Source organism: Pseudomonas sp. B1(2018), from assembly GCF_003097365.1.
Lineage (GTDB): Bacteria > Pseudomonadota > Gammaproteobacteria > Pseudomonadales > Pseudomonadaceae > Aquipseudomonas > Aquipseudomonas laurylsulfatiphila.
Map to the genome: position 1 here is coordinate 1 of NZ_PYUK01000036.1, position 22,513 is coordinate 22,513.

The following is a 22,513-nucleotide window of genomic DNA, read 5'->3' on the forward strand; positions in this document are numbered from 1 at the left end:
CTGTGTTTGCCGATGTCGATACCGAGAAGCGTCATCGTGTTCATGAGAGATCCTCCGGCCGAAAACGAGAAAAGCCCTGCAAGCGTAAACCTGCAGGGCTTCTCGGTCAGGCTGACCATCTCATTAAACCGGGGGATCACCCGACGTGATCTCCCGGTCAAAAGTCTTTAGGTAAGCGCCGTACCCTGTGGGAGCGAGCTTGCTCGCGATAGCGGTGGGTCAGTCACCATCAATGTCGACTGTAACGACCTCATCGCGAGCAAGCTCGCTCCCACAGTTTTTGCTATTGCGGCTTGCGATAGCTATTGATGATCGCCGAGAAGTCATTCCCACCTTCCCCACGCAAACTCATCGCCTGATACAACTGCTGGGCCACAGCACCAAGCACCACCGGCTGGTGCGCCTGACGCGCCGCTTCAGTGGCCAGCCCCAGATCCTTGAGCATCAGTTCGGCCCCGAAGCCACCGGTGTAGCCGCGCGACGCCGGTGCTGTTTCGACAATGCCCGGCCACGGGTTGTACATCTCCGAACTCCAGCAACGCCCGGTGGAGCTGTTGATGATGCCCGCCAACACCTTGGTGTCGATGCCCAGCGCATCACCCAGGGCCATGGCTTCGCTGACGCCAACCATGGAAATCCCCAGCAGCAGGTTGTTGCAGATTTTAGCGATTTGCCCGGTGCCGACCTCACCACAATGGACGATGTTGCGGCCCATCTGCGCCAGTACCGGCTGCAGGGTGGCGAACAATTCAGGCGTGGCGCCGACCATGAAGGTCAGGGTGCCGGCGGCTGCACCACCGGTACCGCCAGAGACCGGCGCATCGGCCATGGTCACGCCCTGTTTGGCAGCGGCGGCGGCCACGTCCCGCGCGGTCTGCGGATCGATGGTGCTGCAATCGACGGCCGGTACGCCTTTACCGATACCGGCGAGCACGCCGTCTTCACCCAGCCACACACTGCGCACATGCACCGCGGCAGGCAGCATGGTGATCACCAGTTCGGCGCCCTCCGCCGCTTCACGGGCCGATGCACTGATACTGCCGCCCAACTGTTCCAGCTCCGCCAGCACAGCCTTGTTCAGGTCCACCAGGCGCAGTGCATGGCCGGCCTTGATCAGGTTGCGCGCCATCGGCGCGCCCATGTTGCCCAGACCGATAAAAGCGATTTTCATGTCCGGCTCCTTATCGCAAGTTGATCGTGGTGTTCACACCGTCGTTGACGCTGTTGTCATCGAACCAGCGACTGGTGACGGTCTTGGTCTGAGTGTAGAACTGCACCACTTGCTTGCCGTACGGACCGAGGTCGCCGAGCTTGGAGCCGCGCGAACCGGTGAAGCTGAAGAACGGGACCGGCACCGGGATCGGGATGTTGATGCCGACCTGGCCGACATCGATCTCGCTCTGGAATTTACGTGCGGCCGCACCGCTCTGGGTGAACAGGCCCGTGCCGTTGCCGAACGGGTTGGCATTGACCAGGGCGATAGCCTCGTCGAGGGTGGCGACTTCCAGCACCACTAGCACCGGGCCGAAGATTTCCTGGGTGTAGATCTGCATGTCGGGGGTCACGCCGGAAAACAGGGTCGGGCCGACAAAGTTACCCTTCTCGTAACCCGGAACCGAGATCTCGCGACCGTCCAGCTCCAGTTTTGCGCCTTCCTTGATGCCGCTTTCGATCAGGTCGAGAATCCGCGCCTTGGCCTTTTTCGAAATCACCGGACCGACATCGGTGCCCGGCTCGCTGCCGGCATTGACCTTGAGCTTCTGCGCCAGCGCCTTGAGGTCCGGCAGCCATTGCTTGGCCGCACCCACCAGCACCACCACAGAAGTGGCCATGCAACGTTGACCGGCAGCACCGAAGCCGGCACCCACCAGCGCATTCAGCGCTTGTTCGCGATTGGCGTCCGGCAGCACCACGGCGTGGTTCTTTGCGCCCATCATCGATTGCACGCGCTTGCCGTGTTTACCGGCCAGGTCATAGACATGAGTACCGACGGCGGTCGAACCGACGAAGGAAACCGCCTTGATGTCCTTGTGGGTGCAGAGCCCGTCCACCACATCCTTGCCGCCATGTACGACGTTGAGCACGCCGGCCGGAATGCCCGCCTCGATCGCCAGCTCCACCAGCAGCATGGTCGACATCGGGTCCTGTTCCGACGGCTTGAGCACGAAGGTGTTACCGCAGGCGATGGCCATCGGGAACATCCACAGCGGAATCATCGCCGGGAAGTTGAACGGGGTAATGCCCGCGCACACGCCGATCGGCTGACGCAGGGTGTAGGTGTCGACGCCACCGGCGACGTTTTCAGCGAATTCACCCATTTGCAGGCTGCCGATGGAGCAGGCGTGCTCGACCACTTCCAGGCCACGGAAAATATCGCCTTCGGCGTCGGCAATGGTCTTGCCCTGCTCGGCGCTCAGGACTGCGGCGATGCGCTTGGAGTGCTCGCGAATCAGCGCCTGGAGCTTGAGCATGATGCGCATCCGCGCGCCGATGGGGGTCAGCTTCCAGGTCTGGAACGCGCGATGAGCGGCGCTGATGGCGGCATCGACTTCTTCGGCGGTGGCAAACGGAACTTTGGCCAGCACTTGCTGGGTCGCCGGGTTGACGATGTCGTGCCATTCGGTGGATTTGGACTCGACCCACTCGCCGTCGATCAACAGTTTGACCTTTTGCACGGTGGTTTCGTTAGGCGTGAGCGATACGTTCATGTGGGTCTCCGGATCCTTGTTGTTATCTTGGGAGCCAGGGCGAAAGGGTCGCCCTGAGATGAGCTGTTTGTCGCGAATTGGTTCTCGGACTGTTTTTGGAGTATAGATGTGCAAACTTCTGATAAGAACGCACATAAAAACCGGTCCAACATGCAAAAAAACATCACCTCCCTCGGCTCGTTGAACTGGGATGACCTCAAGTTTTTCCTCGAGGTCGCCCGCACCCGCAAGGCCAGCACCGCGGCCAAGCGCCTGGCGGTGGACTACACCACGGTGTCGCGGCGCATCAGTTCGCTGGAAACGGCGCTGGGCACCTTGCTGTTCGAGAAGTCCCGGACCAACGGCTTTGTCCTGACTGCCGAAGGCCAGCGGTTGATGGGGTATGCCGAATCGATCGAAAGCACCTTGCACATGGCGTGCGAGCAGGTTTCCGGGTCCGGCGTGGCGCTGTCCGGTCATGTGCGCATGGGCTGCACCGAAGGTTTCGGCAGCTTTTTCATCACACCGCAGCTGAGCCACTTCGTCGACACCTACCCGGCGATCTCGGTGGACATCCTGCCGCTGCCGCACTTCATCAGCCTGTCCAAGCGCGAGGCCGACATCGTCATCGCCCTGGAGCGTCCGGAGCATGGCCCGTACGTCTGCTGCAAACTGTGCGACTACCGGTTGCAGCTATATGCGACCCAGGATTATCTCGACAACCACCCGGCCATCCGCCGCCCGGCAGACCTGGCGAAACATTCGTTTATCAGTTACGTCGACGACCTGGCGTTCAGCTCGGAGCTGTTGTACCTGGCCAATGTACTGCCCGGCGCCAGCGCCAACCTGCGCAGCACCAGCGTGATCGCGCAGTTCGTGGCAGCGCAGCAGGGGCGCTCACTGGCGATCCTGCCGTGCTTCCTCGCCACTCAAGACCCGCGCCTGCTGCCGGTGTTGCCGCAGGAAATCAACATCACCCGACAGTTCTGGATGTACTGCCGCGAGGACCTGAGGAAGCTCAAGCGGATCACCCTGTTGTGGGATTACATCCGCCAGGTCACCGAGCAGAATCAGGGCCTGCTGATGGGCGAAAGCCGGGAGATGTTGTTTGCCGATTAGGGATTTTTGTCAGATCCTCAAAGGCCACTGGTACGACCTTACTGCCTCAGTTCTTTAACGAAACCTGTTTGGCTTCGATTTTCAGATCACTGAGGCGCTTGAGCATCGCAATGATGTTTACCCGAGCGGATCCCTCATTGGCCAAGCGTAGTCGCTTGATTCCTATAACCGAATCGCCCATGCCTGCGGTGAAAGGGGTCCGGATGATTTCACGCAGGATGACCTTGTTAGTGCCTGACTCTATCAAGGTGTATTCAACTTCACTGATCACTTCAAAATCCAGCCCGAATATAGGCTGGTCAACGCGCAGCAGGTTGGCACGCAGAGCAAAAGGGGCTGACTCGTCGCCAAGCAAATCAGCATTGACGAGCGATTGCTTGAGTGCAGCGCCAAAGTCGGGGGCGTCGATTTCGGAAGTCCACAGTGGGTTGGTTTTATCTCCACCATTCACCTCGGAAAGCCGCACATTGTTTCGCAGCTGAGAGTCATAGGTGTTTGCCTTGGCCTGATCAGCCGTTACTGACATGCCGGAAATTTGAGCAGGCGAGGCACAGCCAGTGCAAAGAGCAATCAGGGCTGAAGCTAAAAGCAAGCGAAGGTAGGTCATTCGAAAAGTCCTTTTAATTGCAAAAAGTACCAAAGAGATCGCCGATAGTAGCACTACGCCACCAACCCGAACAGTTAGCTCGACACCTGATACGGTGCTTGGAAATTCTCTGGTTCAGTCCTTCGAGCGCGAATGTGTGAATGGAATGGCCCCTGCATTCATTGTGTTGACCTGAGCTACTTGCAGTTCTGGATGTTCTGCCGGGAGGATCCGTGCAAGCTCAAGCGGATCACCTTCTTGTGGGATTACATCCGCGCAGTCACCGAACAGAATCATGGCCTGCTGATGGACGAAAGCCGGGAGATGTTGTCTGCCGATCAGGAATTTTCAAGGAGTCAGGTAGCAGCATCGTGAGGAGGTCAGTAGGCCTTTGCCTATGCTTCGTAACAGCGGTTAGCACGCAACTTGGAACGCCATTGACGACAGATCGGTACGTCCGGAGAGGAGCGTATCTACCACGCAAAAACTGACTCAAGAAACGCAATGTGTAATCCCAGATCAGAGGTCACGGACTGTCATGAATTGATAAGGCGCTGTCGCCAATTGAAAGGCTGGCAGTCTCCCCATCTATAAACTCCTCCTGCAATCCACGCGGCAAGCCCAGCTATTCGGTAGCTAGCCCGGCTGGTGCAGCCATCCGCTGCCTTCCGGTAGGTGGCGATCTTCGTCACTTGATTCGTGCAAGTGAGATACAGCCCTATCCACAGGTCTATGCCCCGTTGTGCGTTACCTCAGTGTCTTCCAGAGAGCCTTTGTCACGTAAGCTCTTAGAGATGATATCATTGAGATATCATCATTCTAAGAAAAGATACTGTATGAAAAAGGCGTTGGTTTTGGCCGTTATGGCAGCAGTCGTATTGCTTTCAGGAAATGCATTCGCTCGTGGCAATAGTTACGGCGGGAATTCTTCGTATAAATCTAGTTATTCTTACGGGAACCGTTCTGATCACACCATTAGTGGGTATACGCGAAGCAATGGAACGTACGTCCGGCCTTCCCATGCTACAAATCCAGACTCCACCAAAAACAATAACTATAGTACGAAGGGGAATTTGAATCCGTACACTGGGAAATACGGCACTAAACCTCGTGACGGCCAGTAGTTTTGGTGTTGCTTTAATGGGTTTTGCACCGCATTGCGAGAATGACGATGAAGATGTTTTGTGCAGCTATTTTGCTTGGGTCGATGCTAGGAAGCATAACTGCTTCCGCTGATACGTTTGACGACTATGAATGTACAGATGACTGCTCAGGGCATCAGGCAGGGTATGACTGGGCCGAAGAGAAAGGGATTTACGATGAGGACTCCTGCAGCACCCCATCTCAGTCCTTCAACGAAGGGTGTCAGTCGTTCGTCCAAGGTGGCAGCGGAGCTATCTCATCGGACGATGACGATGATGATGATGATGATGATGATGATGATGAGTAAGTGAGTTGGTGACGGCTGGGAGGTATAGCTAATGGTTGTGCCAAGTCAGAACATTTTGAGCGATCTGACACGCGTACTAACGAGAACGCCTCCAGCAAGATGATTTATGCCTAAGGCGACTACTGAATCGCCCCGGGTTTCTAAACAGCTTGCAAACTCATTGCGTAATGCTTTTCAAACTCTACCGATGACAGCTGATTGTTGAAACCATGGCGGAGTTTTGCAAGCGATTCAACTTATAGTTTTTAAGCCAATCTCAGAATGGCTTTAGATGCTTGCTGTAACCGAATTTAACACCTGACGAGAAAAACCCCCCGCACTCTCGCTGTTTTGTACAACTCAGGCACTCAGGTGCGTACTCATTTTTCCAGTCGCTGATTGATCTGCGGTAGTAGGGTTGGATATCTGGGTTCACCAAACATAGCTGATGGTTATAGACCGAGATCTTCATGCCGTACTTGGCCAGAATACCAACCGATTTGCTGAGCGTGTCTTTGTACTCGACTGGGTCGATCCACAGCTCTTCAAGATTGGCTCTGGTGAAGCCCATCATCTCAAGCCCCATCAGCGCAACATGGTCAACAAACAGAAGGTTGCGTGCGATGAACTCACACAATTCGGGCAGGCGCTGCACCGTTAGCTTGTGAATGACGACTCGGATCTCAACCTTTTGGCCCAGGCGCTTCAGATTGAGAATGCCCTGAATGGTTTCATCGAATGCGCCTTGGGCCTGGACGATGTAGTCATGCAGTGTTGGGTCGTCTGAATAGACAGGGATTCCAATCATCGCGTCGGGCAATTCAATCTGCGCATACTTTTCTGCAAACGCTGGGTCTTTGAAGCTCCGTCCGTTCGAGAGAATGTGGATGGCGGTTCTTGGCAGATAGCTTTTCGTCAGACCGATGATCTTAAGAAAACGCTCACGGTTGGTTGTCGGCTCGCCGCCGGTAAAGACCAATTCTTGAGTGCCCTTTGGAATCAGAGGGATCAAATTTTCAATCTCATCGAGCAACCACGAATCATCAGCAACCTTAGGCGGTTGTGAGCACATTAGACAGTAATGATTGCACTGTTCAGTGACCAGAATACTGTTGATCGGCGACGATGCTCGAAACAGTACGCGAATAGTCTGACGATCAGCTGAAAGCCTGACTATGTCACCATCACCGATGTAGCTGTAGTCATTCTGTAGGAGTGAGTAATCAGAGTTGGAAGGCAGCACCTCAACCAACTCACGATGCTTCTCAAGAAGAAGGTAGTGTGCGAATCCTTGGGGGATCTGGTGATCTGAAACCAGATAAGCCATTTCTCGTCGCAAAACTTCAGGCAGATTACGGCTGGTCGCCACTTTGAGTAAGGTGAGGTCCTTGTGAATATCAACCGCGTGGATACGGATTATCTTTCCGCCGAGCTTCAGCATCGATTGGCCCATCCCATAAAAATCCGTTTCGTTTGCTCATCGCTTTCCATCAGCTCAATGAGATGCTTGAAAATCGACATATTTCGCTTGCAGAAAGAGGATTCAGGTTTTCTTGCAACCACATCCTTGTGGATGGCGTGATGGTAGACGGGCTCGGCGCCGCAGTAAGGCTCAAATGCACAGTCAGAGCACATTGGAGCGCTTAGGGTGAACGAGCTCTCCAGTGCATCCAGAAGCTGATCAGATAGGATGATTTCCTCATAGGAATGCTCAAGAATGTTGCCCAGTCGGAACGTATGATCACCCATTTCAGCAAGCATTCGGCTTTCATCTGAGGCGTAGACCGATCCGTCGTAATTGAACACGATGGCTGCGATGCCAGCACCGGCAGGGTTCATCAAATCAACAAACCCAGGGTCCCCTGATGTCAGCATCTTCGTCAGGACAATCGAGGAGTACTGCTCTACAAAACGTATGCCGGACTTGTTCAGTTCAATGATGTACTCCAGACCTTCCTTGTAAAACTCCAGCCAGCGCTCTGTGTCATATGACATGAACTTCTTGGTCTTGATCGCAAAGCCATAAGGGGAGAGTGTACGTAAGAAGATGCCATCAAAGCCCAAGCGCAAGTATTCATCAATGATGTCACGTGCGCGTGGCAGACTCTTATCTGTAGTTGTCATCAGGGCTGAAACTTGGTCATAGCCAAGGGTTGCACGGGCTTTTTTCAAGCCCTCCTCGAAACGCTGATGACTATCTCGGCCAGGCCGTGGGCGATTTGCATTATGCAGATCCATTGGCCCATCGAGCGAAGACGAAAGCACGATGTTGTGCTGCTTACAGAAGTCGAGCACGTCATCGTTCAGGAGCGATAGCGTGGTCGCAATGACGAACTGCAGGTCACGACCTTCCCGCAGATTACGTTTTTTTGCCTCAAGAACAACGTACTTCACCATTTCGAAATTCAGCAGCGGCTCTCCACCCTGAAACTCAATTTTGATGGCTGGATTCGGAGACTTAAAAACGAAATCCAAAGACTTGTTTGCCATCTCCGTGGTCATGTCGAATTCGCCTTTGCTCTCCGACTGCCTCGATACTTGGCAATACGGGCAGCTATGGTCGCAGCGAAGAGTCACCACAAAGATATGCAGATTGGTGAACTGAGCCAGTCTGGACAATCGTGTACGGATCTTGAGTGCAAGAAGCTGAAGTGGTGCCTGCTCATTGGCGAAGCGAATGAATTGCTTGGACCGGAGTGTAGGGATCAGCTCTGATGAAAGTGGAAGCGTCTTGCTAATAATCGGCTCAAGCATTGCCACTGGTATGACGTGAAACTCACCCGCCATATTGGTGATGACGTACTCGTCGTCATTCAGACGGTCAAACTTAAAGGGCAGCAACTCATAAGGACGTTGCTGCGCGTAGAACTCAAGCTTTTGGAATTTACTCACTAATCAGACCGGTTTTTGAGAAGGCTAGTCCAAGAATCAGGTTTTTGATCGGCTGCGTCTCAGTGCTCAGTTGGTGGCGCAGTTGGTAGTCGAGCACATCCTTCTTGAATTCTTGAACGGCAGATAGAAAGGACGACTCGTCAACGCCGATGTTCGAGGACAAAGCGCAGATAAACTGCCCCCCATCGGCTGCAATATCAACCGTCAGGGAATTCATCGAACGATATGCGGCTTTCTGCAAAACCTGCACGTCGTAAAGCCGCTCATCAAAAGTGAGCTTATTTGAAAAGGCCATTAGGAGCCCGAGGTGTGAGAGGAATGCGAGGAGTGCGAAGCATGGGAACTGTGGGAGGTGTGGTAAGCCATCATCTGCCCTTGGTCCCCACGTTTCAGAACAAATGCGAATAAATCTTTGCCACTACGAGCCGAAAGGATTTCGCTTGGGGCTTCAGCTTGAAATGTGTTCGTAGTGTCTGTGGTGGGCTCAATAACTTCATGGGTGGCTATCGCTGAAGCTTGTTCGGTAGCTACAGCAGCAGCGAGAGTGGCCATCGGTACGAGAAAGGAGCGTTTTTTCATCACAGAATATCCCTATCGCTTTTGGGGTTTTGCGCCGAGTCTCGCTGACGCACATCCATGATGTCAATGTGAAATTGACTAGTGGCATTTTACTCCCCATCAATCGGACAAACGAGGGGCCAGCGTACCCGTTGAAGTGAATCGGGTTACTGGTGATGCTGGTTACTGGATTGATCCTCATGTGGCGTGGTGGCAACAGTGAGGTTTTTAACCAAAGCGGACTTTGGTAAGCGAAACGAATCTTCAGCCTTAAGTTTTGGCATCTACAGCAGGCTCCTACGTTCGCTCAGGAACTCCAAGGAGCCAGTGAAGAAATCAGGTTTCACATGGAAGCGCGCTGCGATGATTGCTTAATGATTCCCCGGTGGAGTGGCTTGGACATACACAATCTGCTTATCTCTGCCGACCAGTAATCCGACAATGCAGAAAATCACCCCTAAGAAAAAACCTACGAAACCAAGAAAACCACTCACTAACGTTCCACCGATGAGGGCGCCTGCTGCCTCGGCACCAGAATGCCCAGTGCTCGGATTGACGTTTTTGACAATATGACTGCCTGTAAAAACGATCCCTGCTAATGGCAGCATGAACGAAACTACGCCGGAGGTGATTAACAGACGGCGCCACGCTTTACCTGCTCGCGGAGCTGTTATAGCAACCACCAACCCTATTATCCACGCGATGAAGAAAGCGATGGCACCACCGCCACCGGCACTCTCTGGCGATGCGGCATTGCTAATGCCAAATACGGTCATTACAAGCAGTGCCAAAACCAACCCACCAACAATCCCTGCCAAGACTTTCATGTCACATTCCTCTGTATATTTGTCGTTTGTGAATGGTTATCGCCCAATACTGAACTAACAATAGGGCTCTAAGCTTTATTCAGCAAAAATGCTGGGCAACATCAGGGTGAAATGAGCGATACATTCAGCGCTACACATCCTCCCTCGTTCTGTTCAGTGCTCGTTCGACATAATGATCATAGTTGATCGATCCCAGTAGAACTTAAAGATTCAGCAATCTCAAAGACGCTCACCAAACACCCGCCCAGCATCTCAGCAATGACTTCAACGGGAACTCCGGATCACCCTGTTGTGGGATTACATCCGCCAGGTCACTGAGCAGAATCAGGGACTGTTGATGGGGGAAAGCCGGGAGATGCTGTTTGCCGATTAGTCGGAGCTGACGACGATGGCGACCCGGCGATTCTCCGTGCGGCCACTGGAGGTGGTGTTAGTGGCCACCGGTACGCTGCTGCCCAAGCCACGCAACTGGATATTTTCCGGTTGCATGCCGACCGTGTTGAGCACCCTGGCAACGCTTTTCGCCCGGCGCACGGACAGTTGCTCGTTGTAGGCCTCTTTGCCCGATGCGTCGGTGTGGCCATCGACCCGCACTCGTTCGATCCCCACTCCGAGCAGTGCCTTGCCGATACGCTCGACGATCTCGGTGCTTTGTTTGTTCAGGCTGTCATCGTCGCTGCCGAACAACACCTTGCCGGACAAACCGAAGGCCCAGCCATCGTCGGTCAGCTCGAAACCCTGCTGTTTCAGCACGGCGATCTGCGCCGGGGTCAGGCCTTTTGGCGGGGCGGTCTGGCAACCGGTCAGGCTCAGCAAGGCCACGAGCAAAGTCATGGTGAAAAAACGCAGGGAACGCGGGTTGAAAGTGAACACGGACATCAGCTCCTGTTTTGAACATCGGCGGCAGGGTGCTCCGACCCTGCCGTGTACTGTGCGCCTCGGGACAGGCGCTTGGCCTGGTACATCGCACTATCGGCGGCGTTGAGCAGGGCACCCGGCGTTGCGCCATGATCCGGGTACACCGCGACGCCGATACTGAGTGAGGTCAATACCTGGGTACTGCCCGGCAATGGAATCGGCATGTCCATGCTGGCCAGGATCTTGTCGGCAATTCGTTCGGCGTCTGCGGTCTTGTGCAGCGGTGTCAGCAGCACGGCAAACTCATCGCCACCCAAGCGTGCCACCAGGTCACCTTCCCGCAGTTGCGCGCGAACCCGGTTGGCCACGGCCACCAACACCGCATCCCCCGCCGCATGGCCGAAACTGTCGTTGATCTCCTTGAAGCGATCGCTGTCGAGAAACAACACCGCCACTCGCTCGCCGAGCTTGTCGGCGTTGCGCAGCGCGCGCATCAGGCGACCTTCGAAAAACGCCCGGTTGGGCAATCCGGTGAGGCTGTCGTGACTGGCCTGGTGCGCCAGGGATTCGTTTTCGCTTTGCAGGTGCGATTGCCAGGCTTCGAGCTCATCGAGCAGGGCATTGAAGTCGTTGCCGAAATCATCGAGCTCGGCAATGTCGGCGGGCGGCACGCGCTTGTCGAAGGCCCGTTCACTGCGCGCGGCGTGGGCGACGGTGGCGAGGTTGCGCAGGGGCTTGATGATCCCGCGAAGTTGTCGGCGCGCCAGAAAGAGCGCAACCCAGGCACTGACGGCCGTGCACAAGAGGATGCCCACCAGGCCACTGAGCAAAAAGCGCATCAGGCTGGCGCCATGACCGGTGAGCCGGATGCTGCCGACTTCCCGCCCTTGATGGAGGATCGGCATGCTCATCGGTTCTTCGAGAAACGCTTTGGCGAGGTGCAATTCGAGATCGGAGACCCATCCCGTTTCCGGTCGCTGCCAACGGGCAAGCAACTCTCCCTGCCGGTCGAACACCTGGGCATCAGCCACTTCTTCGATGGACGCAATCAACGCCAGCGCCTCGGTAGCAGCGGGTTTATCGTTGAACACCACCGCGGCTTCCACGGTGTAGGTGATCGAGCGCGCGATCAGGTGCAGGTTGTGATCGGCGTACACACGCAAAGCCAGCACGCCGAGCAACGTCAGCGAAACACTGGCCATGGCGACGCCCACCAGCGCGACGAGCAAGTTGCCGCGACCGATGACCGAATGCAGAGTCGGGCGACTGCCCGGAGTCAGTAGCTTCATGGCGCCGCCGGCTTGCGGCGCGAGAGTTGCAGCACGCTCGGATGGATGCGTACACCGCTGCGAGCGACGGAGTCGAGATTGACCTCGAACGACACCTGCTCGTCGCTGACCCGTAAGCAAAACAGGCTGCCGACCGCGCACTGCTCGTCACTCTCGCTAATGCTCAATACCGGATGCCCGATCAACGCGGCAAACAATCGGCTGCGTTCTTCGCCAGTGAGCTTGCCGATGTAAACAGCATCGCAGTCACTGACAATCGAAGGGTTGTCGGCCAACAAGCGTCGCACGGCAACAGGTCGACCGGTCGCCTGGGTCGTGCCTTTGACCAGGTCGTCGGTGTATTCGGTAGGGCCGACCAAGCACAGGCGCAGCAGCAAAGGCTCAACGGGCCAGCGGGCGTAGCTGAGGATTCCGAGGACCACCTGGGTAACCGCTTTGGCGCGTTGGTCCGCCATGCCCACCGGGGGCTGCGATTGAGCGAAAACGACGCTGGCCAGCAGACAAAGAAGGATGGCAAGCAGCGCTTTCTTACAGCCAACGACGCGCTCTGTCGTCCTGACAGCCACCTTCATGCAGGGATACTCTTGGACCGGAGCAAAATGATGCCGCAACGATAGCACAGCGAGGAAATGCCAGCGAGGCCACGTACTACGCTGCTTCGGACAATTTCCTACAATCGCTCACGGACCTTTCAGTCTGCCGGCTCGCTGCCGTCCTTTAGCTCCAGCATCAGCCCGCTCAAGCGCTTGACCCTGCGTTTCACCGCCTCCTCGAACACGCCTGCGCGCGATTCGATCAGGGTGAACCAGTCCTTGGCCCGGGTTATCCCGGTGTAGATCAATTCCTTGGTGAGGACCGGATTCAAGGCGTCAGGAAGAATCAACGCGGTGTGCGCGAACTCCGAGCCCTGGGATTTATGCACGGTCATGGCGTACACGGTTTCGACATCATTCAGGCGGCTTGGCAGGACAAATTGCACGCCGCCCTGGCCGTCATTGCGTGGGAATGCCACGCGCAGAACCTGCCTTCCCCCCTCGTGGCCTTCCTGCTCCGGGAGCTTGAGAGCGATGCCAATATCGCCATTCATCAAACCCAGCCCGTAATCGTTGCGGGTCATAAGCACGGGGCGACCTTCGTACCACTGCTGGTCGCTGTCGATCAGGCGTGCCCTGAGCAAGGCGTCCGTCACTCGCTGGTTCAAGCCCTCTACACCCCACGGCCCCTTGCGCACGGCACATAACAGCTGGAACGCATCGAAGGCTTGCAACACTTCCCGGGCCCAGTCGGTCCAGCGTGAATCTTCCAGCGGGCTGTCGAGTGGCGGTCGCTGTTTGCGCAGCAAGGCCAGGTAATGCCGATAACCCTGCGGACCCTCACCATGGCCTTCGAGCAGCAAACGCTCCAGGGTCCGGTCCTGCTCCCCTTTGAGGGACAAGCCATACACATCGTCATGGCTTCGCGCGGACAACAACTTGCGTGCTTCTTCCGGTTGCTGCTGGTTGACCCAACGAGCGAGCTGACCAATACCGCTGCCCTCACCGAATCGCCGGGAATGGCGCAACATCACCACCTGTTGGGCCAGTGGATGAGTGCCCTGGGTATCCTCCTGCAGTCCGCCGGCCTGCAGGCTTTCGCCACTGACGGCTTCCAGCCACTGGCGTGTCTGCGGGCTGTACCAGCCAGCCTCCGCGTCGCGACACAGATCCCCCAGTACCGCACCGGCTTCTACCGAAGCCAGCTGGTCCTTGTCCCCCAACAGCACGAGGCGCGCATGGGCCGGCAAGGCGTCGAGCAGATTGGCCATCATTTCCAGGTCGATCATCGAGGCCTCGTCCACCACCAGTACATCCAGCGGCAGGCGATTGCCCGCGTGGTGCAGGAAATGTCGTGTCCCGGGCCGGCTGCCCAGCAGACGATGAACGGTGGTGACATCGGACGGGATTTTCTCGCGTATGGCTTCGCTGACCTTCAAGGTCCGGACTTGCTGGCTGATGGACTCTGTCAGACGCGCCGCGGCCTTGCCGGTCGGTGCGGCGAGGCGAATGCGCAAAGGCATGCCGGCCTCGACCGCCGGCGCCTGGAGCAACGCCAGCAAGCGCACGACAGTGGTGGTCTTGCCGGTTCCCGGCCCCCCCGTCACGATGCTGAAGGCGCTGCGCGTTGCCAGGGCGCAGGCGAGCTTCTGCCAGTCGATCACTTCACCCGGCCGGGCAGGCCCAAACAAACCGGTGAGGCGCTGGAGCAGGTCGTTCGGTGTGGACTCGTGCTCCGTCAGGCGCTCGCGCAACGAAAGGTCGATCCGCCGCTCGTAGGCCCAATAGCGGCGCAGGTACAAGCGTTTGCCCGATAACACCAAAGGTCGGTCACGCACGTTGTCACGGCTGTCAGCGGCCAGGGCGACCAGGTTGCTGGCGGCCAGCACCTTGCACCAATGAGCACCGTCCAGCGATCCGAGCAATTGCGACGGCAACAGCATAGCGCCGCCTTGAACGTCACCTTCGGGTGGTAATGACAGGGCGAAGTCCGGTTCTTTCAGCGTCTCGAACAGGTCGAGGCAGACATGCCCGTGGCCCAACTGGTGGCTGGTCAACGCGGCTGCCAGCAACACCAACGGATCATCCTCCGGCGCCAGCTCATGCAGAAACGCCACAAAGGCTTTGTCCAGTGCGCGCAGCCAGCCACGTTCGACCCAGCGCGTGAGCAGCAACAGCAAGTCGTCGGCACGACTCAGCGGCGCCAGATCGGCCTGGCTTTCGACTGCCAGCGATGTCGGCAGCAAATCGGTGAAGGTGCGACTCATAACAGTACTCCCTGTTCCCAGGCGGGCTCGGCCTTGGGCTCTGGCTTGCCCTGGAACAGCCGGTCCAGACGCTCGATCAGTTCTCTTGGCGGACGGGTGAAAAACACCCCCTGGCTGGCCGCACGCGAGCCCCGCAGGAACAGGTACAACGCACCGCCGACATGCCGGTCGTAGTCGTAATCGGCGAGCCGCGCCTTGAGCTGGCGATGCAGGGCCAACAGGTACAACACGTATTGCAGGTCATAGCGGTTGTCGAGAATCGACTGCTCCATGGCCGCCACGGTGTAGGCCGCATCATCGGCGCCAAGCCAGTTGGATTTGTAGTCGGCGACGTAATAGCGGCCGTCGTGCTCGAACGTCAGGTCGATGAAGCCCTTGAACATGCCGTTGAGCAGCACCGGTTCGGCGGCCACCCGGGCCACGCCGTCATGGGTGTACTGGCACACCAGCGCATCGAGCTTGAGTACATCGACCTTGTGGCTGGCGAACCAGAACTCCATCTCGACCTGGTATTGCCTCAACTGCGCGAATATCACCGGCGCCTGATCGGCACCCAGTTGCAACGGCGACTTGAGCAGATGCTGCAGCCAGTCACTCAGCGTGGTGATCCAGCCCTCCCAGCCTCGGCGATTGCAGCGACGGGCAATGGCGTCGATCACCTCCTGGGGTGCCGCGGAAAACCCTTCGCCCCCCGCCCATTCGAGCAGACCATGGAGGAAGGTGCCGGGGTTCGGGCCGCGCGGGAAGCGATGGATATCGCCGCCACTGGCCACCACTTCCCTGGGCGCCTGCGGGTCGAGACGTTCGTCATCGAACAGTTTTTGCGCCTGCGGACTCTCCGGCGCCTCGTCCGTGCCGACACTCAGGGTGTCGCCAATGCGCAATGCGCTGTAAGAAGCGATCCACCAGTTTTCACTGGCCTTGCGTTTGGGGATCAGCGGAGCCAGCAGCGCCGCGTCGTTTTGCGGTGGCTGGTAATGCTCTGTTGTCGCATCAGGCATCTGGGCATAGGCCAGCGCCGGACAGTCCTGTTGCAGGTCGCGCAACCACTGCTGCAACGCCGGGGAGTCGGCCAATGGCGCCCCCCCCCCCAACAGATAACCCAGCGCCGACAGATGCAGCACCGAACCATTGTTGTTGCCGCGCTTGAGGTCAGCCACCCCCAGCCAGCAGGCGTGTTGCGCCCGGGTCAGGGCGACATAGAGCAAGCGCAGATCCTCGGCCAGACGCTCATCGTCGGCCAGGGCAATCAATTCTGCCGTCGGCTTCAACGTGACCTGGGCATTGCCTGATTCATCGTGGTAGTGCAACGGCAGGCGGCTGCCGTCCACCGGCTTCGCCGAGCAGATGAACGGCAGGAACACCAAGGGGTATTCAAGGCCTTTGGACTTGTGGATCGTCACGACCTTGACCAGTTGCTCATCACTTTCCAGACGCAGGATCTGCTCCTCGCCCGCCTGCCCGGACAACGCCAGATGCTCGGACAGATGCCGGATCAGCGCTTGTTCGCCGTCGAGTTCGGCGGCGGCCTGTTGCAGCAGTTCGGACAGGTGCAGGAGGTTCGTCAAGATCCGCTCGCCATCACTGCGGGCGATCAACGCCTGGGGCAGACGGAAGTCGTGCAGCAAACGACGCAGCATCGGCAGCACACCCTGCTTGCGCCAGACTTCGCGATAGCCACGGAACTGCATGACCCGGGACTCCCAGGCCAACTCGTCCTGATTCAGCCGCTCCAGCTCGGTCAACGAAAGGTTCAAGGTGATGCTGGCCAACGCGGCCCGCAGCGGGCGCTCGACATCCGGTTCGGCGCAGGCCTTGAGCCAGGTCAGTACGTCATGCGCCTCCTGGGCGGCGAACACCGAGTCCTTGTCCGACAGGTAGACACTGCGCACGCCCCGCGCAGCCAATTCGCCACGCACCGCCTGCGCTTCCTTGCCATCGCGTACCAGGATGGCGATGTCCGCCGGCAGCAGGCCCCTGAAGGCTTTGCCGTCCTGGATGAATCCCGCTTGCCCCTGCTGTCCGCCATTGAGCAATGCCGTGATTTCACTGGCGCAGGCCGCCGCCAGATGTTGCCGGTACACCGCACCGGATAACGGTTGTTCGGCCGGCAAGTGCCAGATGTTCAAGGCCGGGACTGCCTGATCATTGATATGCAGAACTTCTTTGCGACCCTGGGAGGCCACCGGCATGAACGGAACCGGGTTATTGCCATTCGGCTCACGAAAGAGGAATGCGCCCCGTCCCGACTCCCGGGCTTCGGCACGCTCGAACACATGGTTCACCGCGTTGACCATGCCATGGCTTGAGCGGAAGTTGGTGCCCAGGGTGTGCAGGCGGCCGGTGGTGGCCTGACGGGCGCGCAGGTAGGTATGGATGTCGGCCCCGCGAAACGCGTAGATAGCCTGTTTCGGGTCGCCGATCAGGAACAGGCCGCACTCGGGGCTGTTCTCTTCAATGCGGTAGATGCTCTCGAAGATCCGGTACTGCACCGGGTCGGTGTCCTGGAACTCATCGATCAGGGCGACCGGAAACTGTTCACGAATCAGGGTGGCCAGGCGCTCGCCGCCATCGGACTGCAAGGCCGCATCAAGGCGCAGCAACATGTCGTCGAAACCCATTTCCGCACGACGGCGTTTCTCTTCTTCGAATCGCGCCCCGACCCAGCGGGCGGCATGTTGCAGCACGGCGGCATCGGGCGTTGGCAACCCGTCGAGACAGGCCTTGAGACCGGCCATCGCATCGAGCCCCGGATGTCGAGGCGCTTCGCCCTTCCAGGCTTCGGCCATGCCATCAGGGGTCAGGCGCGTGAAACCGGTGCCGATATCCAGTTGCTCGAGGGATTCGTCTTCGGCCCAGGCTTTGATTTTTTCGAACCAGGGCTCGAAATAGCGTGCCTGCATCTTGCGACCGTCGACAGCCTTACTGGCAACGCCCTCGTGACAGATGGCAAGCAACTCGTCCGCCCACTTCGGCCAGGGCTTCTTGAGCTCGATCAAGGCAGCCCGTCGCTCTTGCAAGCATTGCGAAATGATCTCGGCGGGCTCTTTCCCTTGAAGCGAATCGCGCTCAGTGGCGAACAGCGCACGAATCCGCGGCAGCAGCGCCGCCGGACCGCCCCAATTGCTGCGCACCCAATTCAGCGCATCGCCTTGCATCGGGTAGCAGAACAGCCGCCAGTAATCGCGCAGGACTTCCCCCAGCAAATCGCTGTGGTCGGTTTCCAGGGTCTGGGTAAACAGGCTGCCGCTGTCGAAGGCGTGTTCGCGCAACATGCGCTGGCACCAACTGTGGATAGTCGACACCGCTGCCTCGTCCATCCATTGGGCGGCGATATCCAGACGGTTTGCGCACCCGGGCCATTGCTCGGGCATGTACTGATCACGCAACTCGGCAATCAGGCTGTCGGGGGCCGGCGTTTCATCGCGGAAAAAGCGTGCGGCCTCGGCGAGTCGCGTGCGAATGCGTTCGCGCAACTCTTTAGTGGCAGCGTCGGTGAAAGTCACGACGAGGATTTGCGGCGGCAACAGCTCACGTCCGAAGCCGCTGCCTTCCCCACCATTGCCCAGCACCAGGCGCAGGTACAGCGCGGAAATGGTGAAGGTCTTGCCGGTCCCGGCGCTGGCTTCGATCAGTTGACTGCCACGCAGCGGGAAGGCCAGGGCCAGCGGTGTCTTCGTACTCATCAACGCGACTCCTCGCTGGACAGTGAACGCCAGGGTGCTTCAAGCAGCGGGCGATAGAGCGCATCACACCAGTCGGGGAAGGTTTCATCGGCGGTCAGGGCATCGTAATCGGTGAATTGGCGTGCGAGTGCCGGACTTTCGCGTCGCTCTCCGTCCGTCGTCTGCCCGTCGCCTTCATAGGCCTTGCGCGCAGCAGCCGCGGCTTTGACCGGGTCGGTTTGCCCCAGCCACGCGAAGGCGGTCTTGACCGCGATCGGCAGAGGCTGGCGCATACCCGACTGCCAGGCCATCAGCAGATCGCCGAGAATTTTCCGTGCCGTGGACTCGTCCATCGGTGCGAGCAACAGGCTGTCGTCGCTGGCCACCAGTGCAGTGGTCAACGCCATGCCACTGGCACAGGCCACCAGATGTGTGAGCCACGGGCGCGTCAGTCGATGCCATTTGCGCGATTTGATCGAGCCGATACTGTTGGGGATCGTGGTGACAGACAGCAAGCCACCATCAGCGCGCTGATGCAGGCCGCTGAGCCAGCCCTCGACGTGCAGGCCTTGCAGTTCAAGATTGACCGGCAACGCACTACTGAGGGGTGTCGGCCACAAAGCCAGGAGCTGTTGGTGGCGTTGCAGCAAGTCGGGCAGTGGTTCGATCAATTCACGTTGCAGGCACTCACCGAAACCGGCCATGGGCAGCAGCCCGCTGTTTTGCAGGCGTTTGGCCTGATCTTCCAGTGCCTGTGCGGTATTTCCCGGATCTGCCAACGCCGCTTCGAGCAAACGATCGCTGAGGCTGTAACGCTGCAACGCATCCAGGACAAAAGGCTCTTCATCGGCCAACGGCACTTCAGCCGCCTCGAAGAAGACTTTCAGTCGCTGGCTGAAAAAGTGCCGTACCGGATTGCGCAGGAAATCCTGCAGCTGACCGAGGCTGAGGGGTTCGTCCTGAACGTGAGGCCCGAGCACTTCGGCGCTCGCCTGTTGCTCTGCCGCTTGATGAAGGACCTGCCATTCGGTGGCGTAGCTGAACGACTCATCCCCTTCGTGAAAGTAGCGGGCGCTGAAAGGCTGCAAGGGGTGTTCCCGGGTCATGGCTTCAAGCAGGTCCTCGCCACTTTGTGCCAATCGCCAACCGCTGGCCAGATGGTCACGCAACTGGCCGATCAATACCGATGCTGGCCTCTCGCTGTTGTCGCGGATGCTGCGGCCCACCCAACTGATGTAGAGCTGATCACGCGCCGACAGCAAGGCTTCCAGTAGCAGGTAACGGTCATCTTCGCGTCGGGAGCGATCGCCTGGCCGGTAATCACTGCCCATCAGATCGAAATCCAGCGGCGGTTGCGCACGCGGATAATCGCCGTCATTCATGCCCAGCAGGCAGACCAGTTTGAACGGGATAGCGCGCATGGGCATCAAGGTGCAGAAGTTCACCGCACCGGCCAGGAAGCGTTGGGACAAACGGCCCTGGTCCAGGCCTGCAAGCCAGGCTTCACGGACGACCGTCAGCGGCAACTCGTCCTGCAGGCCGACGGACTCGCAGGTCTCGAGCCAGGTCTCGCGAAGCTCTTCGAGCTGGGCCAGCAAATAGTCATCGTGTTCGTTGCTGGCGAGGAAGAACAACTGCACCAACGCCTGCAAGCGCAAGCCCCATTGCCGCGGCGGTGCAGGCTGAGAGAGTTCGTGGTGAGCCACTTCCAGCGCGTCCAGCAGCGCAACCAGCGGACCAATGAGCGCAGCGTCCAGACCACCGATTTCGTCGTAGGGCTCGATACCCTCGTAGGCATCGGCGCTGCCAACGGCATAACCGAGCAACATCCGTCGCAAGCCAAAACGCCAGCTGTTTTGCTCCAGTTCATTGGGCAGCCCGAGTCCGGCGCGTTGCTCGGCATTCATGCCCCAGCGAATGCCGGCCCCTTCGATCCAGCGGTGCAGGGTCGGCAGGTCACGCTCCTCGACACCAAAGCGGGCGCGCAGTGCCGGGACGTCGAGCAGATCGAGAATCTCACTGACGGGGAATCGGCTGTCAGGCAGCTTGAGCAGGTGCTCGACCGCAATCAGCAGTGGATCGCGACCACGCTGGCCCTGGTCCGCCAGCGTAAACGGAATGAAGCGCGGGTCCTGACGGTCGAGCTGGCCAAACACGGCACGAATGTGCGGGGCGTAGCTGTCGATGTCCGGGACCATGACGATGATGTCCCGAGGGCGCAATGCCGGATCGGCACTGAAGCGCGCGAGCAATTGATCGTGAAGAATCTCGACTTCTCGCTGGGCGCTGTGGGCAATGTGAAAACGGATCGATTCGTCCGTCTGCAGATCGATGGCCGGCCAGCGCTCCCGAGTCTCGTTGAGGGGACGCAACTCGAGGATGTCATCCTGCAACTGGTTGAGCACATTCAGCGGCTGACCGTCACTGAACAGGTCGATGCGCCCGTCACGGAATGCCGAGCGATAGCTGTTGGGATCGTCGTAACTGTCGAGCAGGTTGATGTAGTCCCGCCCCTGTTTACCCCAGGCAGCCAGCAGCGGGTGAGCATGCTGGTGTAGGGTTTGCGGATCGATCACTACCGGCATGCCGCTCTTGCGGGCCTGACGCTTGTATTGATGCCGCAACAGGTCTTTATCGGCGACGATGTCCGCCCAATGGTGACGACAGGGGTTATGTACGCACAGCAGGACCTGACTGAATCGTGCCAGCCCCGCCAGTGCTTCCAGGGCTTGGGCAGGCAGCGAAGAAATCCCGAAAACGATCACTCGCGAGGGCAATCCCTGGGGAGCTGTTTCGAGGTTGTTGATGCGCTCGACGAATCGCTGATGGACCCCGGCACGGCTTTGCGCCATGCCTTGCTCTCCGACATCCAGCAAGAGTGCGCGCCATAACTCTGCCTGCCAGCAATTGGCCGGGGTCAGGGCCTTGGCCTCGCCCCTGGCGCTTCTTGTCTGATGTCGACCTTCTGCCCAGTCTTCTAGCCAGTCAGCCCGATAGACCTGGTACTGGTCGAACAGGTCCGCCAGACGCTCAGCCAATTGATAGCGTTTGCGCAGATCGGTGTCATGGGTCAGGAAGCGTTGCAGCGGCTCGAAGTGTGGCTGGTTGATCAACTGCGGTAGCAGGCGCATCAATCGCCAGGTCAGCGGGGCTTTATCGAGCAGGGACTTGGCCGGAATTTCATCGCGTCCAAGGACCATGCGATAGAGCTGCCACATGAAGCTGCCGGGCAACTGCACGTCGATGGCGGCGGCAATGCCGCAGCCGCCCATGTCGTCTTCTTCGGCATCTTCCGCCAAGGCCAGCTTCAGCCATTGGGCAATGCCGTTGCTTTGCACCAACGCGATTTCATTCTCCAGGGGAGCCAGCGGGTAGCGCCGCATCCAGCTGACCACCAGGCTGCGCAACTCGTCCAGGCGATTGCCGTGAACCACCATGAATCCAGCACTGAGGGACGTGGCGTCCGGCATAAGGCTTCCTTGGAAAATTCAAATTCGAGGGACGACTTTAGCATTTGTAGGAGCGAGCTCGCTCGCGAAGGTCATCAACGATGACGCGGGTTGTCTGGGGTAACGCGGTGCCCTGAAGTTCTTCGTCGGAACGCCGCCCGGAGCAGGCTCGCTCCTACAGGGAACAGCGTTTGAGGTGTATGGAGGCGCAAAAACAAAACCCCAATTGCTTTCGCAATTGGGGTTTCGGAATTTAATCTTGACGATGACCTACTCTCACATGGGGAAACCCCACACTACCATCGGCGATGCATCGTTTCACTTCTGAGTTCGGGATGGGATCAGGTGGTTCCA

The 22,513-nt window shown here is 58.3% G+C and carries 17 protein-coding genes, 1 rRNA gene and 1 pseudogene; 4 read left to right on the forward strand and 15 right to left on the reverse strand.

The window, feature by feature from the left end:
• Nucleotides 1-283 precede the first annotated feature (283 nt).
• Both mmsB and C9422_RS31535 read right to left on the reverse strand, forming a co-directional pair.
• Nucleotides 284-1,171, reverse strand: coding sequence for a 3-hydroxyisobutyrate dehydrogenase (gene mmsB / locus C9422_RS31530; protein WP_116583371.1), 888 nt, complete (start codon nt 1,169-1,171; stop codon nt 284-286).
• A gap of 10 nt (nt 1,172-1,181) precedes the next feature.
• Nucleotides 1,182-2,708 (reverse strand): CoA-acylating methylmalonate-semialdehyde dehydrogenase, encoded by a 1,527-nt coding sequence (locus tag C9422_RS31535; protein ID WP_116583372.1) that lies wholly within the window; start codon nt 2,706-2,708, stop codon nt 1,182-1,184.
• Nucleotides 2,709-2,858: 150 nt separating this feature from the next.
• On the opposite strand from C9422_RS31535, the gene C9422_RS31540 reads away from it, so the two are divergent.
• Entirely contained in the window at nt 2,859-3,806 is a 948-nt protein-coding gene (locus tag C9422_RS31540) for a LysR family transcriptional regulator (protein ID WP_104450826.1), read from the forward strand.
• A gap of 46 nt (nt 3,807-3,852) precedes the next feature.
• On the opposite strand, the gene C9422_RS31545 is transcribed toward C9422_RS31540, so the two are convergent.
• Complete coding sequence (locus C9422_RS31545; RefSeq protein ID WP_256590061.1) at nt 3,853-4,413, reverse strand: hypothetical protein; 561 nt, start codon at nt 4,411-4,413, stop codon at nt 3,853-3,855.
• Between the two features lie 180 nt (nt 4,414-4,593).
• Here C9422_RS31545 and C9422_RS32350 point away from each other — a divergent pair, with 180 nt between their 5' ends.
• Entirely contained in the window at nt 4,594-4,767 is a 174-nt protein-coding gene (locus C9422_RS32350) for a hypothetical protein (protein ID WP_165824834.1), read from the forward strand.
• A 790-nt stretch (nt 4,768-5,557) separates the two neighbouring features.
• Nucleotides 5,558-5,842, forward strand: coding sequence for a hypothetical protein (locus C9422_RS31560; RefSeq protein WP_256590062.1), 285 nt, complete (start codon nt 5,558-5,560; stop codon nt 5,840-5,842).
• A 256-nt stretch (nt 5,843-6,098) separates the two neighbouring features.
• On the opposite strand, the gene hxsC is transcribed toward C9422_RS31560, so the two are convergent.
• From hxsC to C9422_RS31585, 5 genes are all read right to left on the reverse strand, one after another.
• The gene (gene hxsC / locus C9422_RS31565) at nt 6,099-7,262 is read right to left on the reverse strand and encodes a His-Xaa-Ser system radical SAM maturase HxsC (protein WP_116583387.1); all 1,164 of its coding nucleotides are present in this window, start codon (nt 7,260-7,262) and stop codon (nt 6,099-6,101) included.
• Complete coding sequence (hxsB, locus tag C9422_RS31570; RefSeq protein ID WP_116583376.1) at nt 7,256-8,713, reverse strand: His-Xaa-Ser system radical SAM maturase HxsB; 1,458 nt, start codon at nt 8,711-8,713, stop codon at nt 7,256-7,258. Before hxsB ends, hxsC begins: the two co-directional genes overlap by 7 nt.
• The gene (gene hxsD / locus C9422_RS31575; RefSeq protein WP_116583377.1) at nt 8,706-9,008 is read right to left on the reverse strand and encodes a His-Xaa-Ser system protein HxsD; all 303 of its coding nucleotides are present in this window, start codon (nt 9,006-9,008) and stop codon (nt 8,706-8,708) included. Before hxsD ends, hxsB begins: the two co-directional genes overlap by 8 nt.
• Entirely contained in the window at nt 9,008-9,292 is a 285-nt protein-coding gene (hxsA2, locus tag C9422_RS33045) for a His-Xaa-Ser repeat protein HxsA2 (protein WP_116583378.1), read from the reverse strand. The genes hxsD and hxsA2 overlap by 1 nt, the downstream gene beginning before the upstream one ends.
• A 350-nt stretch (nt 9,293-9,642) precedes the next feature.
• Nucleotides 9,643-10,098, reverse strand: coding sequence for a hypothetical protein (locus C9422_RS31585; protein WP_116583379.1), 456 nt, complete (start codon nt 10,096-10,098; stop codon nt 9,643-9,645).
• Nucleotides 10,099-10,360: 262 nt separating this feature from the next.
• Here C9422_RS31585 and C9422_RS31590 point away from each other — a divergent pair.
• A pseudogene (locus tag C9422_RS31590) lies at nt 10,361-10,471 on the forward strand (LysR family transcriptional regulator); the annotation flags it as partial.
• Here C9422_RS31590 and C9422_RS31595 read toward each other — a convergent pair.
• From C9422_RS31595 to rrf, 7 genes are all read right to left on the reverse strand, one after another.
• Complete coding sequence (locus tag C9422_RS31595) at nt 10,468-10,977, reverse strand: OmpA family protein (RefSeq protein ID WP_116583380.1); 510 nt, start codon at nt 10,975-10,977, stop codon at nt 10,468-10,470. The pseudogene C9422_RS31590 and the gene C9422_RS31595 overlap by 4 nt on opposite strands.
• Nucleotides 10,977-12,245, reverse strand: a complete 1,269-nt coding sequence (locus tag C9422_RS31600) for a diguanylate cyclase domain-containing protein (protein WP_116583381.1) — start codon at nt 12,243-12,245, stop codon at nt 10,977-10,979. Before C9422_RS31600 ends, C9422_RS31595 begins: the two co-directional genes overlap by 1 nt.
• Nucleotides 12,242-12,817 carry a YfiR family protein gene (locus C9422_RS31605; RefSeq protein ID WP_116583382.1) on the reverse strand — a complete coding sequence of 192 codons (576 nt, stop codon included), beginning with the start codon at nt 12,815-12,817 and terminating at the stop codon, nt 12,242-12,244. The genes C9422_RS31600 and C9422_RS31605 overlap by 4 nt, the downstream gene beginning before the upstream one ends.
• Nucleotides 12,818-12,936: 119 nt before the next feature.
• Nucleotides 12,937-15,045 (reverse strand): exodeoxyribonuclease V subunit alpha, encoded by a 2,109-nt coding sequence (gene recD, locus C9422_RS31610; protein ID WP_116583383.1) that lies wholly within the window; start codon nt 15,043-15,045, stop codon nt 12,937-12,939.
• Nucleotides 15,042-18,731 carry an exodeoxyribonuclease V subunit beta gene (recB, locus tag C9422_RS31615; RefSeq protein WP_116583384.1) on the reverse strand — a complete coding sequence of 1,230 codons (3,690 nt, stop codon included), beginning with the start codon at nt 18,729-18,731 and terminating at the stop codon, nt 15,042-15,044. The genes recD and recB overlap by 4 nt, the downstream gene beginning before the upstream one ends.
• The gene (gene recC, locus C9422_RS31620) at nt 18,731-22,180 is read right to left on the reverse strand and encodes an exodeoxyribonuclease V subunit gamma (RefSeq protein ID WP_116583385.1); all 3,450 of its coding nucleotides are present in this window, start codon (nt 22,178-22,180) and stop codon (nt 18,731-18,733) included. The genes recB and recC overlap by 1 nt, the downstream gene beginning before the upstream one ends.
• A gap of 236 nt (nt 22,181-22,416) precedes the next feature.
• Nucleotides 22,417-22,513: ribosomal RNA gene (rrf, locus tag C9422_RS31625) — 5S ribosomal RNA — on the reverse strand; the annotation flags it as partial.